Source organism: Hafnia sp. CBA7124 (assembly GCF_002355555.1).
Classification (GTDB): domain Bacteria; phylum Pseudomonadota; class Gammaproteobacteria; order Enterobacterales; family Enterobacteriaceae; genus Hafnia; species Hafnia alvei.
The window spans coordinates 2215968-2230798 of the sequence record NZ_AP017469.1 but is presented as its reverse complement, the minus strand read 5'-3'; the positions used below and the strand labels follow the sequence as shown (position 1 = coordinate 2230798).

At 48.9% G+C, this 14831-nt stretch carries 11 protein-coding genes; 7 read left to right on the top strand and 4 right to left on the bottom strand.

Annotated elements, in window-relative coordinates:
• Positions 1-55: 55 nt before the first annotated feature.
• Positions 56-475 carry a hypothetical protein gene (locus CPY98_RS10270; RefSeq protein WP_025801335.1) on the bottom strand — a complete coding sequence of 140 codons (420 nt, stop codon included), beginning with the start codon at positions 473-475 and terminating at the stop codon, positions 56-58.
• A gap of 614 nt (positions 476-1089) precedes the next feature.
• Positions 1090-1983, bottom strand: a complete 894-nt coding sequence (locus CPY98_RS10265; protein ID WP_043493194.1) for a LysR family transcriptional regulator — start codon at positions 1981-1983, stop codon at positions 1090-1092.
• Between the two features lie 176 nt (positions 1984-2159).
• On the opposite strand from CPY98_RS10265, the gene CPY98_RS10260 reads away from it, so the two are divergent.
• The 5 genes from CPY98_RS10260 (at position 2160) to CPY98_RS10240 (ending at position 7713) form a co-directional block, all read left to right on the top strand.
• Positions 2160-3137, top strand: a complete 978-nt coding sequence (locus CPY98_RS10260) for a nitronate monooxygenase family protein (protein WP_096387585.1) — start codon at positions 2160-2162, stop codon at positions 3135-3137.
• 178 nt (positions 3138-3315) lie between these two features.
• Positions 3316-4038 (top strand): dihydromonapterin reductase, encoded by a 723-nt coding sequence (gene folM, locus CPY98_RS10255; protein WP_096387583.1) that lies wholly within the window; start codon positions 3316-3318, stop codon positions 4036-4038.
• Between the two features lie 51 nt (positions 4039-4089).
• Positions 4090-4803 carry a two-component system response regulator RstA gene (gene rstA / locus CPY98_RS10250; protein ID WP_043493189.1) on the top strand — a complete coding sequence of 238 codons (714 nt, stop codon included), beginning with the start codon at positions 4090-4092 and terminating at the stop codon, positions 4801-4803.
• Between the two features lie 6 nt (positions 4804-4809).
• Positions 4810-6129, top strand: coding sequence for a two-component system sensor histidine kinase RstB (gene rstB / locus CPY98_RS10245; RefSeq protein ID WP_043493187.1), 1320 nt, complete (start codon positions 4810-4812; stop codon positions 6127-6129).
• Between the two features lie 99 nt (positions 6130-6228).
• Positions 6229-7713, top strand: coding sequence for a carboxypeptidase M32 (locus CPY98_RS10240; RefSeq protein ID WP_096387581.1), 1485 nt, complete (start codon positions 6229-6231; stop codon positions 7711-7713).
• A 190-nt stretch (positions 7714-7903) separates the two neighbouring features.
• Here CPY98_RS10240 and CPY98_RS10235 read toward each other — a convergent pair whose 3' ends face one another.
• On the bottom strand, positions 7904-8674 hold the full coding sequence (locus CPY98_RS10235; RefSeq protein WP_096387579.1) for a class I SAM-dependent methyltransferase: 771 nt from the start codon (positions 8672-8674) through the stop codon (positions 7904-7906).
• Between the two features lie 449 nt (positions 8675-9123).
• On the opposite strand from CPY98_RS10235, the gene CPY98_RS10230 reads away from it, so the two are divergent.
• Positions 9124-9972 (top strand): serine protease, encoded by an 849-nt coding sequence (locus CPY98_RS10230; protein WP_231899458.1) that lies wholly within the window; start codon positions 9124-9126, stop codon positions 9970-9972.
• On the opposite strand, the gene hrpA is transcribed toward CPY98_RS10230, so the two are convergent.
• Complete coding sequence (gene hrpA / locus CPY98_RS10225; protein WP_096387577.1) at positions 9950-13837, bottom strand: ATP-dependent RNA helicase HrpA; 3888 nt, start codon at positions 13835-13837, stop codon at positions 9950-9952. The genes CPY98_RS10230 and hrpA overlap by 23 nt on opposite strands.
• Positions 13838-14190: 353 nt before the next feature.
• Here hrpA and CPY98_RS10220 point away from each other — a divergent pair, with 353 nt between their 5' ends.
• Positions 14191-14796 (top strand): FMN-dependent NADH-azoreductase, encoded by a 606-nt coding sequence (locus CPY98_RS10220; RefSeq protein WP_043493181.1) that lies wholly within the window; start codon positions 14191-14193, stop codon positions 14794-14796.
• Positions 14797-14831: the final 35 nt, after the last annotated feature.

Below are 14831 nucleotides of genomic sequence, written 5' to 3'. Positions count from 1 at the left end.
CGCAAAAAGGTGGCTCAGGCCACCTTTTCAATTTTGGATACGTTATTTTGTTAGATCATTTGGGCGCAATAACAACGTGTAAACGCTCGTCATCTTGAGTCATGCTAACCGCATTACGACATTCGGCCTTAATCACCTTTAACTGTTCATCTTCGAGCGCATAAGGCAGCTGGATATCTAGCTCCTGCAATCCTTGGCTTTTCACCAATTCAATGAGACGGATAATATTCGTTTCATCACTGACCTGAGTAGAAAGCACCTGCATCGCGAGCTGGCGGATCTGCACATTAAGATTTTCAATCGATTTGAATTCTGAGCAGCGATTCTGGGAACGCGTCACCATACCAAATAATGGCATCACGCCGTAGATTGCGTCTAAGAAACTCCAGTGCTTGTCACAGGAAGCTGACAGAAACCGCGTGTAATCAAAACAAAGTGTTTCTCTATCACCGACGGTCGAATGAATACCGGACATTTCCTTAGCCTCCCCTCTGTAAGACAGCGACACATACACACAAAGAATAATTTAATGATTAAAAATGCAGACGCAATCAGTCATAATTATATTTTAACGTCCAACCCATAATGGCATTTTCTGAAATAGAAAACCATATGAAAAATGAAACTTAATATAATAAATATAAATATCATCATCGCTGTTTCATTATTTTATCGTCTCATTAAAAATTTAACTTATTTGTTAATTTGATTTTACATTATTAACACTTAATATATTACCTTCATAGTACCAGTGAATTGCGGATGTTATGGGTAACGCTGACAGCCTTCTCCGTGCTGCACTGGGCGCTGGCTGCCCTTAGCCGCACTCCACTGCCCTGTTGCGTTTCTTTTTTTATAACGTGAAGTAACTACTCAGGGGATAAAATAAATTTTAAGCTCAGCGATTTTATTCAACCTAATAAAACGTTTCTTTTAATTCATCTAACTTATATTTAAGTGACGCTATACTCATCCGTCAGAATATTTTTTAAAAGTGGATATCACTAGATTCAATACCTAATGACTTCGTTCTATAAATTCTAAATCCGGATGTACAGTATTTTATTTTTGGCGGGAAATTAATCCAAATTAACTTTTCCGCAACAATGCCTCAAGCCATTCAGCAAATGCGCGTACCTTTCTTGAAAGGTGGCGGTGTGGATAAAGTAGCGACAGCTTGCGGTGCGGGACTGGATAGTTAGGCAACACCTCGACCAGTCGCCCACTGTCGAGATAAGGCTGTAGAAAAAAGCGCATGCCCTGTAAAAGCCCTAAGCCAGCAAGGCCTGCAACGATGTAGGCTTCAGAATTATCCATGACCAGTTTACCCGGCGGGTGAATTTCTGTCGTTCCTGTCTCTGTTTTGAATATCCACGGCATTGACTGACGACTACTGCTATTCACCCAGTTAACGGCCTGATGATGCTGTAGGTCTTCGAGGGTATCTAACCTACCGTGCGCGGCGAGATAGGCGGGACTGGCGCAGGTGAGCATGTCAATATTGCCCAGCGGGCGTGAGATATAGTCGCCGTCTTCTAGCTCTCCCATTCGCAAGACGCAGTCCAAACCTTCACGAAGCATATTTCGGCGACGATCGGAGCAGCTGAGAATAATTTCGATATTGGGGTGCATACGATAAAAGTCCGGCAAATTAGGTACTACGCGCAAGGCGGCAAATGAGATCGGCATATCCACGCGTAGCTGCCCAGATAAAGGGCGATCTGGTGCAAAGGATTCAAGTAAATCATCCGCCTGCGCCAATAATGGCTTGCTGCGTTGATAAAAATCTTCACCTTCGGGCGTCAGGTTTATCTGGCGTGTCGTGCGCTGTAACAGGCGCACGCCGCTGTGTTGCTCTAATTGCTGCAAAGCTTTAGTCACCGCGGGACGGTGAATTTGTAGGTTTTCTGCCGCGCGGGTAAAACTGCCAGACTCAACGATCTCGATAAAAATTTTAATTAATTCAAAAAGATTAATTTGCATAGCACGCTTTATTCGCTGTGAGGTCAATCGCGGAACGCGAGTATTGATAGGTTTATTGTTACATATTTAATAATAGTGATGTATCAGTATTGCTATTTTTCTCAACAATAAAACTCACTAGACTTGCCCCACTCTTAAAAACCAGTCTGAAGCGTTCTTCAGAAGGACATTGTGTTATGCAAAATAATCGTATCTGCCAAATCTTAGGTATAGAAAAACCTGTGATTCAGGGGCCGCTATCTTGGCTTACCGACGGCCGTTTAGTTGCGGCGGTCAGCAACGCAGGAGGCCTGGGTGTATTAGGCCTCAATGCGGGTTTAACGGCTGAAACGGCGGTATCTACGCCGCATGAAACGGCTGAAAAAATGCGCGAAGAGATTCGAAAAACTAAAGCGCTGACTGAAAAACCGTTTGGCGTTAACCTGATCCCCTCTCCTGAGAATGACATTTGGACGCCGCCTATCCTGCAGGTTATTAAAGAAGAAGGCGTAAAAGTCGTGGTTTATACCGCGTATGGCGAAGGTGCAGTCATCCCCGCGCTGTTTAACGAATTAAAAGCCGCCGGTATTGCGATCATCTATCGCGACCTCAACCCAACGCCAGAAAATACCCGTATTGCTGAAGCCGCCGGTGCAGATATTATTGTGGCAACCGGTTTTGATGAAGGCGGAACGTTACCCGGCAAAGCCTTAGGCACATTCTCCGTGGTACCGCTCATTGCCGATGCGGTAAAAAACGTGCCTGTTTTGGCGGCTGGCGGCATCACCGATAGCCGAACGGCTAAAGCCGCACACGCCCTTGGCGCTAGCGGCGTCTTTGCGGGTTCAGTATTTATCAGCACCGAGGAAAGCCGTTTTCCCCAGTCGGTAAAAGATAAAATTATCCATTCTGACGGATTGGATATGCAGCTTTTCCGCACTCAACCCGCCTACTATCGCTCCCTGCCCGGCAAGCTGACAGAAAAACTGGTGGCGATGGATAAAGCGGGTGCCAGTAACGAAGAGATCGGTAAAGTGATGGGCGGCTTGCGCGGTTTACGAATTGGCATGCTTGAGGGCAATACCGATGAAGGTTATATCTCGCTGGGTACCGGTATCGGCAGTATCCGAGAAGTGAAAAGCGTGGCCGACGTGGTTAATGAATTAACCGTATAGACATATCACCGTTTCCCGCCGTTGATGGCGGGATCGCTGATGCTCTAAAGCAACGCGACTCCCTTATCCAATTAGTCATTCCGATACGTTTCTCTATGTGCTAACAACTACAACAAGTGGCATAATCTGCGGCAACATTTGCATTATGCCAAAGCCACTAAACATAGGGACTGAATACATGACCAATGCTTACTCCTCCCCCGTCTTAATCACTGGAGGTGCCCGCAGAATCGGGCTGGCATTAGCGCATGCATTGTTGTCACAGGGAACCGCTGTGATTGTGGCCTATCGCAGCGAATACCCAGCGTTAGAAGGATTACGCAACGCGGGTGCGGTTTGCATTCAAGGTGATTTCACCCAAACTGACGAAATCTATCGTTTTGCCGAACTGGTTAAAGCTCACACGCCCAAACTGCGTGCGGTTATTCATAACGCCAGTGCATGGTTGGCTGAATCACCAGAGACCGCGCCCGAGCAAACGTTGGCCGCCATGCTGCAAATTCATGTCTATACCCCCTATCTTCTTAATCAACTGTTGGAGCCATTGCTGGTTGGGCAAGGCGAAGCGGGAGCCGACATTGTCCATATCACCGATTATGTGGTGGAACGCGGCAGTGCCAAGCATATCGCTTACGCGGCAAGCAAAGCAGCGCTAGATAACATGACCCGCTCTTTTGCGGCGAAATTGGCGCCAGAAGTTAAAGTGAATGCCATTGCTCCCGCGCTAATCATGTTTAATTCATTGGATGATGATGAGTATCGTCAAAAGGCGCTCGACAAATCATTGATGAAAATAGCGCCGGGTGAACATGAAATAGTGAATACCATTGAGTTTCTGTTGAACAGTCGGTTCGTGACTGGTCGTACTATTAGTGTGGATGGTGGGCGTCCACTGCGTTAGTTTGCAAACTCATATAAAATCGTTTTACCACGCGAAGGCATAGAAATCGTTATGAACAACATTGTATTTGTTGAAGATGATCAAGAGGTTGGACAGCTTATTGCCGCATACCTTGGCAAGCACGACCTCGATGTCACCATCGAGCCGCGCGGTGATACGGCAATGGAAACGATTACTCGCCTTAACCCTGATTTGGTTTTGCTGGATATTATGCTGCCTGGCAAAGACGGTATGACGTTATGCCGCGATTTACGCCCCGTGTATAAAGGCCCCATCGTGCTGCTCACCTCACTCGACAGCGATATGAATCATATTTTGTCGCTCGAAATGGGCGCCAATGACTATATTCTAAAAACGACGCCGCCGGCGGTATTGCTAGCGCGCTTGCGTTTGCATTTACGCCAGCATCAACCACAGGCAATAGAAAGCGAAGCGACGCCGGTGAATACCCGTAACGGCATTCATTTTGGGCAGTTGCGTATTGACCCTGTAAATCGTCAGGTCACGTTGAAAGATAAGAATATTAACCTCTCAACCTCCGATTTCGATCTGCTGTGGGAACTGGCCACCCACGCAGGCACCATTATGGATCGCGATGCCCTGCTGCTCACCCTGCGCGGCGTGAGCTATGACGGCATGGATCGCAGCATCGACGTGGCGATTTCTCGCCTGCGTCGTAAACTGGATGACAACGCAATCGACCCGTTCCGTATTAAAACCGTGCGAAATAAAGGTTACCTATTTGCGCCGAATGCGTGGGAATAATTTTCAATGAGAAAGCTTTTTGTTCAGTTTTATCTGTTGTTGTTCGTCTGCTTTCTGGTGATGGCCATGCTGGTTGGATTAGTTTATAAGGTCACCGCCGAGCGTGCCGGACGCCAATCAATGGATGATCTGATGAAAAGTTCGCTCTATCTTATCCGCAGTGAGCTGCGCGAAATTCCCCCGCGAGACTGGAATAAAACCATTAACAAACTCGATTGGAATCTCTCGTTTAAATTCCATATTGAGCCATTGGGTAAACGTCAGCTCCCTTCTGATTTAGAAAAAAAACTGAGAAATGGCGAAATTGTGGCTTTGGATAGTGAATATTCATTTATCCAACGCATCCCACGTAGCCACTACGTTTTAGCCGTCGGCCCGATTCCGTACCTTTTCTATCTGCATGAAATGCGCCTGCTTGATTTGGCTCTGTTGCTGTTCATCGGGCTGTCTTTAGCGCTACCGGTTTTTCTCTGGATGCGCCCACATTGGCAGGATTTATTGAAATTAGAGAATGCGGCTCAGCGCTTGGGTGAAGGTCATCTTGAAGAGCGAACGCATTTCGAGCCCACGTCGAGCCTGCACCGGCTCGGCGTGGCTTTTAATCAAATGGCCGACAATATCAACACACTCATCATCAGCAAAAAACAGCTGATAGATGGCATAGCCCACGAACTGCGTACGCCATTGGTTCGATTACGCTACCGTTTAGCCATGAGTGAAAATCTGTCTGAATCAGAGCAAACCGCTTTAAATCGTGATATTGCGCAGCTCGAAGGACTGATAGATGAGCTGCTGACCTACGCTCGCCTTGACCGCCCTCAGGTGGAAACCAATCTAGAGGCCATTGATTTGCCTAAGTGGCTAGCCGAACGCATCGCAGATTTTCAGATGATTCATCCTGAGCATGAAATTACGCTCGATATTCCTCACGTCGGTGATTTTGGCGCGGTCGATCTACGGCTGATGGAACGCGTATTAGATAATTTAGTGAACAATGCCCTACGCTACAGTCAGAAAAAACTCCGCATTGGGCTGTGGTTGGATGGTGACATTGCCTGTTTACAGGTTGACGATGATGGCCCAGGGATTCCGCCAGAGGAACGCGAAAGAGTCTTTGAGCCCTTTGTTCGCTTAGACCCAAGCCGCGATCGGGCAACCGGTGGCTGCGGGCTTGGACTCGCCATTGTGTACAGCATTGCTCAAGCCTACCAAGGGACTATTTCTGCCAATGGTAGCTCGCTGGGCGGCGCTTCCATGCTCTTTACCTGGCCACGCCGTCAGGCTGATACCGTGCCAGTTATCAATGTACAAAGTGATAACCGCTGATAATTTTTATTGCCTCTATACTCCCCAATAATTGGCGGTGCATCTGCAGAGATACCGCGCTTTATGTTTGACGAGTATAGACCCCATTTGGAGCCTACGATGACAAACGCCTACCAGCATCTTCGCGACACGTTTACTCGCCTGTCTCGCTTCTCGCATCTTTCAGCCATCACCGGTTGGGATATGCAAACACAAATGCCTGCCGGTGGCAGTCAGGCGCGAGCAGAAGCACTAGCGGAACTCAGCGTTTTGATGCACCAAACGTTAACTGCGCCGCAGATTGCAGACTGGATCGAACAGGCGAAAAGTGAAGATTTAACCCCAGAACAACAGGCCAATCTTGCTGAAATTGCACGTCGCTATCAGCAGGCCGTGATCTTGCCGGAAAAGTTTGTTTCGGCAAAATCATTAGCCGGTATGCAATGCGAGCACGCGTGGCGCACTCAGCGTCCAGAAAATGATTGGGCTGGATTCGTCAAAAACTTTGCTCCGGTTGTGGAATTAAGCCGAGAAGAAGCGCAAATCCGTGCTGAAAAAACCAATGTCAGCCGCTACGACGCGTTGCTCGACCTCTATGAGCCGGGCATGAACAGCGCGCGCCTCGATACGATCTTCGCTGATGTAAAAAGCTGGTTGCCTGATTTATTAAAAAACATCGTCGAAAAACAGAAAACGGAGTCTACACTCACCGCGCAGGGCCCTTTTGCAATTGATAAACAGCGCGCTCTGGGTATAGAAATCATGCAGGTACTCGGGTTTGATTTTAATCACGGCCGATTAGACGTGAGTGCTCATCCTTTCTGCGGCGGCGTACCGGAAGATGTGCGTATTACCACACGCTATACCGAAGATGATTTTCTCAGTGCGTTGCTAGGCATCGTGCATGAAACAGGTCACGCCCGCTATGAGCAAAATTTGCCAAAACAGTGGGCTGGACAGCCGATTGGCGAAGCTCGCTCAACGGCAATCCATGAGTCTCAAAGCTTATTTTTTGAAATGCAGCTGGCGCGCAGCGAACCGTTCCTTGAGTTTTTACGCCCTTATGTGCAAAAAGCCTTCGGCGATCAATCTGCTTTTGAACAAGGTAACTTTTTGCGCATGAACCAGCGCGTAGAGGCCGGTTTTATTCGTATCGATGCCGATGAGGTTAGCTACCCCGCCCATGTCATTTTGCGTTATGAAATTGAGCGCGCGCTGATTGAGGGTGAGATTGAAGTGCGGCATATTCCAGAACTGTGGAATGAAAAAATGCACTCTTACCTCGGCTTAAACACACAGGGTAATTTCCGAGATGGTTGCATGCAGGATATCCATTGGACCGACGGTGCCTTTGGTTATTTCCCCACCTATACCTTAGGTGCGATGTATGCGGCTCAGCTGTTCGCCTCCGCCAAAAATGCCCTCCCTGACCTTGACCAACATATCCTGCGCGGCGATCTCTCTGCGCTCTCCGGTTGGTTACGCCAGAATATCTGGCAGCATGGTTCACGCTTTGATACCGATACGCTGATCCGAAATGCCAGCGGGGAAACACTCAACCCAAGCTTCTTCCGTCGTCATTTAGAGCAGCGTTATTTAGGCTAACCACTAAGGCCTCTCAGAACAGAATCCGTTGTTTATGAGGGGCCTATTGTTTTGCTAGGCGTGCGTACGTTCATATTCCACTAAATTCAATTGCTGCACTGAGGTTTCATGTGTGTATTAACAGAACTTACAATGTATGTTGTAACTAAGTTGATGTGTAATTAAGCCGGAGACTTACTCCGGCCTATTTTCAAGCCTTAACGACTTCAAACATCATGATATCACTGGTAAATGAGCCATCAGCCTGAACTTCAAAATGTTGTTTAACCTCTTCCGAAGCACTTTCTTGTATCATTCTAATCGCGGTAACCAGCGGTTCTGGCGTACGCATGCGGCTAATCCAACTAGCAAACTCAAGGTGTAGACGGTCAGACGTAACGGTTTGGATTTGTAGCCCCGCCTCGGTGAAAAACGTTAACCATTCGCCAGGCGCATAATCTCGCACGTGCGACGTATCGCGCAGAATCTCCACCGTTTGCAGATGTACATCTAAAACAGAGTGACCAGGCGACACAACGTCCATAAAGATCGCCCTTCCCCCTGGTTTAAGCACGCGCTTAACCTCGCGTAAGGCCTTACCAACATCGTACCAGTGATGCGCCGAATAACGACTGATAACCACATCAAAGGATTCATTCTCGAACGGTAGCGATTCAGCAACGCCCTGCGCGGTACTCAGATTAGTCAGTCCTTTATCACTTGCCGCCTGTTTTACCACCGCGAGCATTTTTTCGGAGAGATCATAAGCTACAACGTCGTTAACTTGTGCCGCCACGGCAAAGCTTGCATGACCGGCTCCACAACCAAGATCGAGTACGCTCGCAAAGTCTTCACCGCTGAGCAGATGCGCAAGGCGTTTTAAATCGTTGCCCTGCGCATGTACGGCACTGCTGAGATAAGCGTTAGCCTGATCGGCAAATTGACGATCGACGGCATTATGATGACTCTGCTGATTGCTCATGCACTCTCCTGCTGTTCACGGGTTAATTAGGCATTTTTTCCACTATAGTCAGGCATCTAGGGTGATTCAATAGCGCACTATTGAATTATTTTCATCCAGAGTACAAAGCGTTACATGCCGAAACCAATCACTCACAGCCGTTATAAACGCTATCCACTAAGATTAATCATCTATTGAATTTGAGAATAATTCAGCCGCACACACCGTTAAGAACATAGGGTTCAGCGGCCACGAAGGGTTCGGAGATGGCATATGTTTCGACGCTATGGTTTTGAACTTCTTCTGATATCCCTGATTCTGTGCGGAATCATCACGGCATGCTTCTATTTGTAGACGGGCGTGCATGAAAAAAACTGAATTTCACTTCTGTTACGCAAATATTTCTCGCCGTAATCAATCATTTGGTTAAACTACAGAGTAAATGGATGACTGCAATTAGGTTCCGCTCTATGCGATTACTACGTACCGTTACGTTATGCGCTCCGGTTTTATATTGTGCCATTACCACCCAACCTGCCGTCGCTGATGATGAGGTTCTGACCCCCGCGCAGCAAATTCAGCTTTTCTATGGCAAAGATGACCGCGTCAAAATTACCAATGTGACCCAAGCTCCGTGGGATGCTATTGGGCAAATCGAAACCGAGAGCGGGAATTTATGCACCGCCACGCTAATTACATCACGCTTAGTTCTAACGGCGGGACATTGTTTATTAGCGCCGCCGGGAAAAGTTGATCCTGCAATCGCGCTACGTTTTTCCTCTCATAATCAGAAATGGCGCTACGAAATTACCCAGCTGCGCACCCTGGTTGACCCCAAATTGGGCAAACGGCTTAAAGCCGACGGCGAGGGATGGATTGTTCCCTCCTCCGCTGCTCAGCAAGATTATGGTTTAGTTGAAATCGAAAGCGATCGGTTACCGGCGATTGAGCCGCTGCCGTTATGGCAAGGTACAAGCAAACAGCTGACGGCGGCATTGAAGGCGAACAAACGCTTAGTGACGCAGGCCGGATACCCGCAGGATCATCTGGATGATTTGTATAGCCATGAGAATTGCTTGGTGACGGGCTGGGCGCAAACAGGCGTGCTGAGCCATCAGTGTGATACGTTGCCTGGCGATAGCGGTTCTCCGCTGCTGATGGCAACGGATGCAGGTTGGCGGCTGATAGCCATTCAAAGTTCGGCACCGGCCGCTGAGAATCGTGATTTGGCCGATAATCGCGCGGTGGCCGTCACCGCGTTCAGTGACGGCCTTAAACGCCTGATGCAACAAAATGCTAAGCCAGAATCTGATCGATAGCCTGCATAATGCGCTTTTCTGAAATTGGGTACGGTGTACCCAATTGCTGCGCAAAATAGCTCACTCGCAGTTCTTCAATCATCCAGCGGATCTCTTTCACTTCAGGCTCGTTGGCGCGCGGCGGCGGTAGCTTGTTAAGCATCTGCTGCCATGCCTGTTGCACCTGTTCCACTTTCAACATTTGCGCACGATCCCGATGTGGGTCAATCGCCAGTTTCTCTAAGCGTCGTTCAATCGCATGCAGGTAGCGTTCTACATCCGGTAAACGCGCTGCCCCCGTTGCCGTAACAAAACCACGATAGATAAGATTGCCGACCTGACTTTTAATATCAGACAGCGCTAACGCCAGCGATATGTCAACGCGCCCTTTTAGGCGCTTATTAATGCCGTTTGCCGTCGTCAAGATTTGCTCGACCTGTCGCGCAATAGAAACCACTTCATCGTTGAGTTCCGCACGCACCTGTTCATGAAGTTGGGTAAACCCTACTTCACTCCATGCAGGTCCGCCATGCTTGGCAATCAACGAGTCAATTCCACAGGCGATACAGTCATCAATCAAATCCAACACTTTGCCGTAAGGGTTAAAATACAGGCCTAACTTGGCTTTGTTCGGCAATTTTTCATGTAAATATTTGATCGGAGATGGAATGTTCAGCAGTAATAAGCGGCGCGAACCCTGCCACATGGCCTGCTGCTGCTCCTGTTCAGTTTCAAAGAGACGAATAGCGACGCTGTCTTTTTCATCCACCAACGCGGGGAACGCCTTCATCGAGTAGCCGCCACGCTTTTGCTCGTAGCTTTGCGGAAGCGAGCCAAAACTCCATACGTGCAAACCTTGTTGCTCAAGGCCATCATCTGCAACTTCCGATAGCGTCTGCTGTACCTGTCCTTTGAGCTCGATTTTCAACGCCTCCAGCGACTTGCCTTCCGCCAACGTTTTCTTCTTGTCGTCAATAACGCGGAACGTCATACGCAGATGATCGGGAACCTGATCGAGTTGCCACTCTTCACGTGACACTGTCACACCGGTCATGCGACGCAGTTCTCGCTCCATCGACTCGAGTAACGGCATTTCAAGCGGTGTCGCCCTTGCTAAGAAAGCCTCGGCATAGTTCGGCGCTGGCACGAAATTGCGTCGAATCGGTTTGGGTAATGACTTAATGAGCGCAATCACCAACTCACGGCGAATACCCGGAATTTGCCAATCAAAGCCTGACTCTTCAATCTGGTTTAAGATCGCCAATGGAATATGTACCGTCACCCCATCGGCGTCAGTGCCCGGCTCAAACTGGTAGGAAAGACGCAGTTTGAATGAACCTTGATGCCAGAAATTAGGGTAATCGAGTGCGCTAACGCCTTGCGCACCGTCTTTAATCAGCATCGATTTTTCAAAATTGAGCAGCTCAGGCTCTTCGCGGCTGGCTTTTTTCCACCAGCTATCGAAATGACGAGCAGAAACTACATCATGACCAATGCGCTGATCGTAGAAACTAAACAACGTTTCGTCATCGACCAAAATATCGCGGCGACGCGATTTATGTTCAAGCTCTTCCACCTCTGAACGCAGGCGCTGATTCGCACGGAAAAAGGCATGACGCGTTTGCCAATCACCTTCCACCAGCGCATGACGAATGAACAGCTCACGACTGACCTGCGGATCGATGCTGCCATAGTTCACCTTACGCGCAGCTACAATCGGCAGCCCGTAAAGCGTGACTTTTTCTGTCGCCATCACCGCACCTTGGGCTTTCTCCCAATGCGGCTCGCTATAGCTTTTCTTAATCAGGTGTTGTGCAAGAGGTTCGATCCATTCGGGATCGATACGTGCAGCAATTCGCCCCCACAAACGGGAGGTTTCCACTAACTCCGCCACCATGGTCCATTTTGGCGGTTTCTTGAATAATGCCGAACCGGGGAAAATCGCAAAGCGGGCATTACGCGCGCCGGTGAATTCCTGCTTATCTGCATCTTTTTGCCCAATATGCGAGAGCAGACCGCTAAGCAACGAGCAGTGAATACCGCGAAAATCACCCGGTACCGAGTTAATCGGTATACGTAGCTCTTTAACCACCTGCCGAAGTTGGGTGTAAATATCCTGCCATTCACGCACCCGCAGATAATTCAGGTAGTCGGTTTTGCACTGGCGACGGAATTGGTTGGCCGAGAGCTCTTTTTGTTGCTCTTTTAGGTGATCCCACAGGTTCACCAGCGATAGAAAATCACTCTCTTTGTCGGCAAAACGACGATGTTTTTCATCCGAGGCCTGCTTCTTGTCACTCGGGCGCTCACGCGGATCTTGAATCGACAGCCCCGCGGTGATAATCATCACTTCTCGTACCGCGCCATGTTTCTGTGACTCCAGCACCATACGCGCTAAGCGGGGATCGATTGGCAGTTGAGCCAACTGACGGCCCATTGGCGTCAGCTGCTGATGCCCCTGCTCCGAAGTGGTTACCGCACCAAGCTCTTCCAGCAGACGAACACCGTCAAGAATATTGCGTTTATCCGGCGCTTCCACAAATGGGAAAGCGGCGATATCGCCGAGTCCCAGCGACGTCATTTGTAAAATGACCGAGGCTAAGTTGGTACGAAGGATCTCTGGGTCGGTAAATTCTGGCCGTGAAAGGAAATCTTGTTCGCTGTATAGCCGAATACAGATACCTTCAGAAACACGTCCACAGCGGCCTTTACGCTGATTCGCCGAGGCTTGAGAAATAGGCTCAATCGGCAAGCGCTGAACCTTGGTTCTAAAACTGTATCGACTAATACGCGCCGTTCCCGGATCGATAACATATTTTATCCCCGGTACGGTTAGCGACGTTTCCGCCACGTTGGTGGCCAGCACGATGCGGCGCCCGTGATGGCTTTGGAAAACGCGGTTTTGTTCACTGGCCGATAAGCGCGCATAGAGCGGTAAAATCTCGGTATGCGGCAGGTTTAGCTTAGTCAGCGCATCGGCCGTATCGCGAATTTCACGTTCACCACTCATAAAGATCAGAATGTCACCGGGGCTCTCACGTCCCAGCTCATCCACGGCATCAAAAATAGCCTGAAGCTGGTCACGGTCTACATCGTCAGCATCATCAACCACCGGGCGATAGCGCACTTCTACCGGATAGGTACGGCCTGAAACTTCAATAATCGGCGCGTTATTAAAATGACGAGAAAAACGCTGGGGATCGATCGTCGCCGACGTAATGATCACTTTCAGATCGGGACGTTTAGGCAAAAGCTGACGCAGATAGCCGAGGATGAAATCGATATTCAGGCTGCGTTCATGCGCCTCATCGATAATCAGCGTGTCATATTGCATCAGCATGCGGTCTTGCTGAATTTCAGCCAGCAAAATACCGTCTGTCATCAGCTTAACCAGCGTGGTGTCACTTACCTGATCGTTGAAACGAACTTTATAGCCAACGGCACCGCCGAGCGACGTGTCTAGCTCATGGGCAATACGATCGCCGACCGAGCGTGCAGCCAGACGGCGCGGCTGAGTATGGCCAATCAGCCCTTTAATTCCGCGCCCTAATTCCAGACAAATTTTTGGTAGCTGGGTGGTTTTCCCCGAACCGGTTTCACCCGCCACGATAACCACTTGGTGGTCGCGAATAGCGGCGAGGATGTCATCTTTTTTCTGGCTAACCGGTAAACTTTCGGGATAGGTAATTTTAGGACAGGCAGCGCGACGCGCTTCAACGCGCTGCATGGCGTTAGCAAGATCGATAGCCAAGGTATCGGCAATAGCCTGTTGGCTTTCGGATTTTTTGACCTTTTTGGCGCCCTGTATGCGGCGCATCAGACGCTGTTTATCGCGCAGCATCAATTCATCAAGCTGCGAGGCGATGGCGCTTAGCGGGGATGTCACAATCAATATTCCTTGAAACGGATGGCGAACAACAGGTGAAAATGTAAAACCATCGTTATTTGTTGTTTTTAATAACGTCATTCTAATGACGGATTCTATCTGTAATTGTATCACAGGCCTGCGTTTGTCAGCAGCCTGAGCCACGTATTCTCTCGTCACCGCGTACGTCCCCTACTCCTGTGAATGATGCCTCGCTTAATCACATTCAATAAAACTGAACAAAGAGCTCGAATTATTGCGCTATCACTGGTGGGGTTTTATGAATAAAGTGTCTTCCATGCGATGGACACCACGTCCTGATATCAACAAATAGTCTGAAACAGCCTAAGCGATTAGGTCACAAGGAAATCACCATGAGCAACGTATTGGTTCTTAAATCTAGCATTCTGGCTAACTACTCTCAGTCTAACGTTCTGGCTGATTACTTTGTTGACCAATGGCGCCAGCAGCACAGCGACGACAAAATTCAGGTACGCGACCTGGCCGCAGACCCAATTCCTGTGTTGGACGGTGAATTAGTCGGTGCGCTGCGACCTTCTGATGCGCCATTAACGCCACGCCAGCAGGAAGCATTGGAATTATCCAATACGCTGATTGAAGAGCTGAAAGCGTCTGACGTTATCGTGATTACCGCGCCAATGTATAACTTCAACATTCCAACCCAGTTGAAGAACTATTTTGACCTAGTAGCGCGTGCCGGTGTGACCTTCCGCTACACCGAAGCAGGCCCTGAAGGCTTGCTGAAAGGCAAAAAAGTTTATGTGCTGACCAGCCGCGGCGGTATCCATAAAGATACCAATACCGACTTGGTAACGCCTTACCTGCGCGTATTCTTGGGCTTTATTGGTTTGACCGACGTTGAATTCGTGTTTGAAGAAGGGATCGCTTACGGCCCAGAGATGGCAACCAAAGCGCAGCAAGATGCTAAAGCACTGATTAATCAGTTGGCTACAGCTTAAGTATTCTCAGTATTGCTTACCCTCTAACGCCTGTG

Bases quoted from the DNA above. Each gene is read 5' to 3' on its own strand.
- CPY98_RS10240 (WP_096387581.1), top strand. From the start codon at position 6,229: ATGACAAACGCCTACCAGCATCTTCGCGACACGTTTACTCGCCTGTCT.
- CPY98_RS10235 (WP_096387579.1), bottom strand. From the start codon at position 8,674: ATGAGCAATCAGCAGAGTCATCATAATGCCGTCGATCGTCAATTTGCC.
- CPY98_RS10260 (WP_096387585.1), top strand. From the start codon at position 2,160: ATGCAAAATAATCGTATCTGCCAAATCTTAGGTATAGAAAAACCTGTG.
- CPY98_RS10230 (WP_231899458.1), top strand. From the start codon at position 9,124: ATGCGATTACTACGTACCGTTACGTTATGCGCTCCGGTTTTATATTGT.
- folM (WP_096387583.1), top strand. From the start codon at position 3,316: ATGACCAATGCTTACTCCTCCCCCGTCTTAATCACTGGAGGTGCCCGC.
- CPY98_RS10270 (WP_025801335.1), bottom strand. From the start codon at position 475: ATGTCCGGTATTCATTCGACCGTCGGTGATAGAGAAACACTTTGTTTT.
- CPY98_RS10265 (WP_043493194.1), bottom strand. From the start codon at position 1,983: ATGCAAATTAATCTTTTTGAATTAATTAAAATTTTTATCGAGATCGTT.
- CPY98_RS10220 (WP_043493181.1), top strand. From the start codon at position 14,191: ATGAGCAACGTATTGGTTCTTAAATCTAGCATTCTGGCTAACTACTCT.
- rstA (WP_043493189.1), top strand. From the start codon at position 4,090: ATGAACAACATTGTATTTGTTGAAGATGATCAAGAGGTTGGACAGCTT.
- rstB (WP_043493187.1), top strand. From the start codon at position 4,810: ATGAGAAAGCTTTTTGTTCAGTTTTATCTGTTGTTGTTCGTCTGCTTT.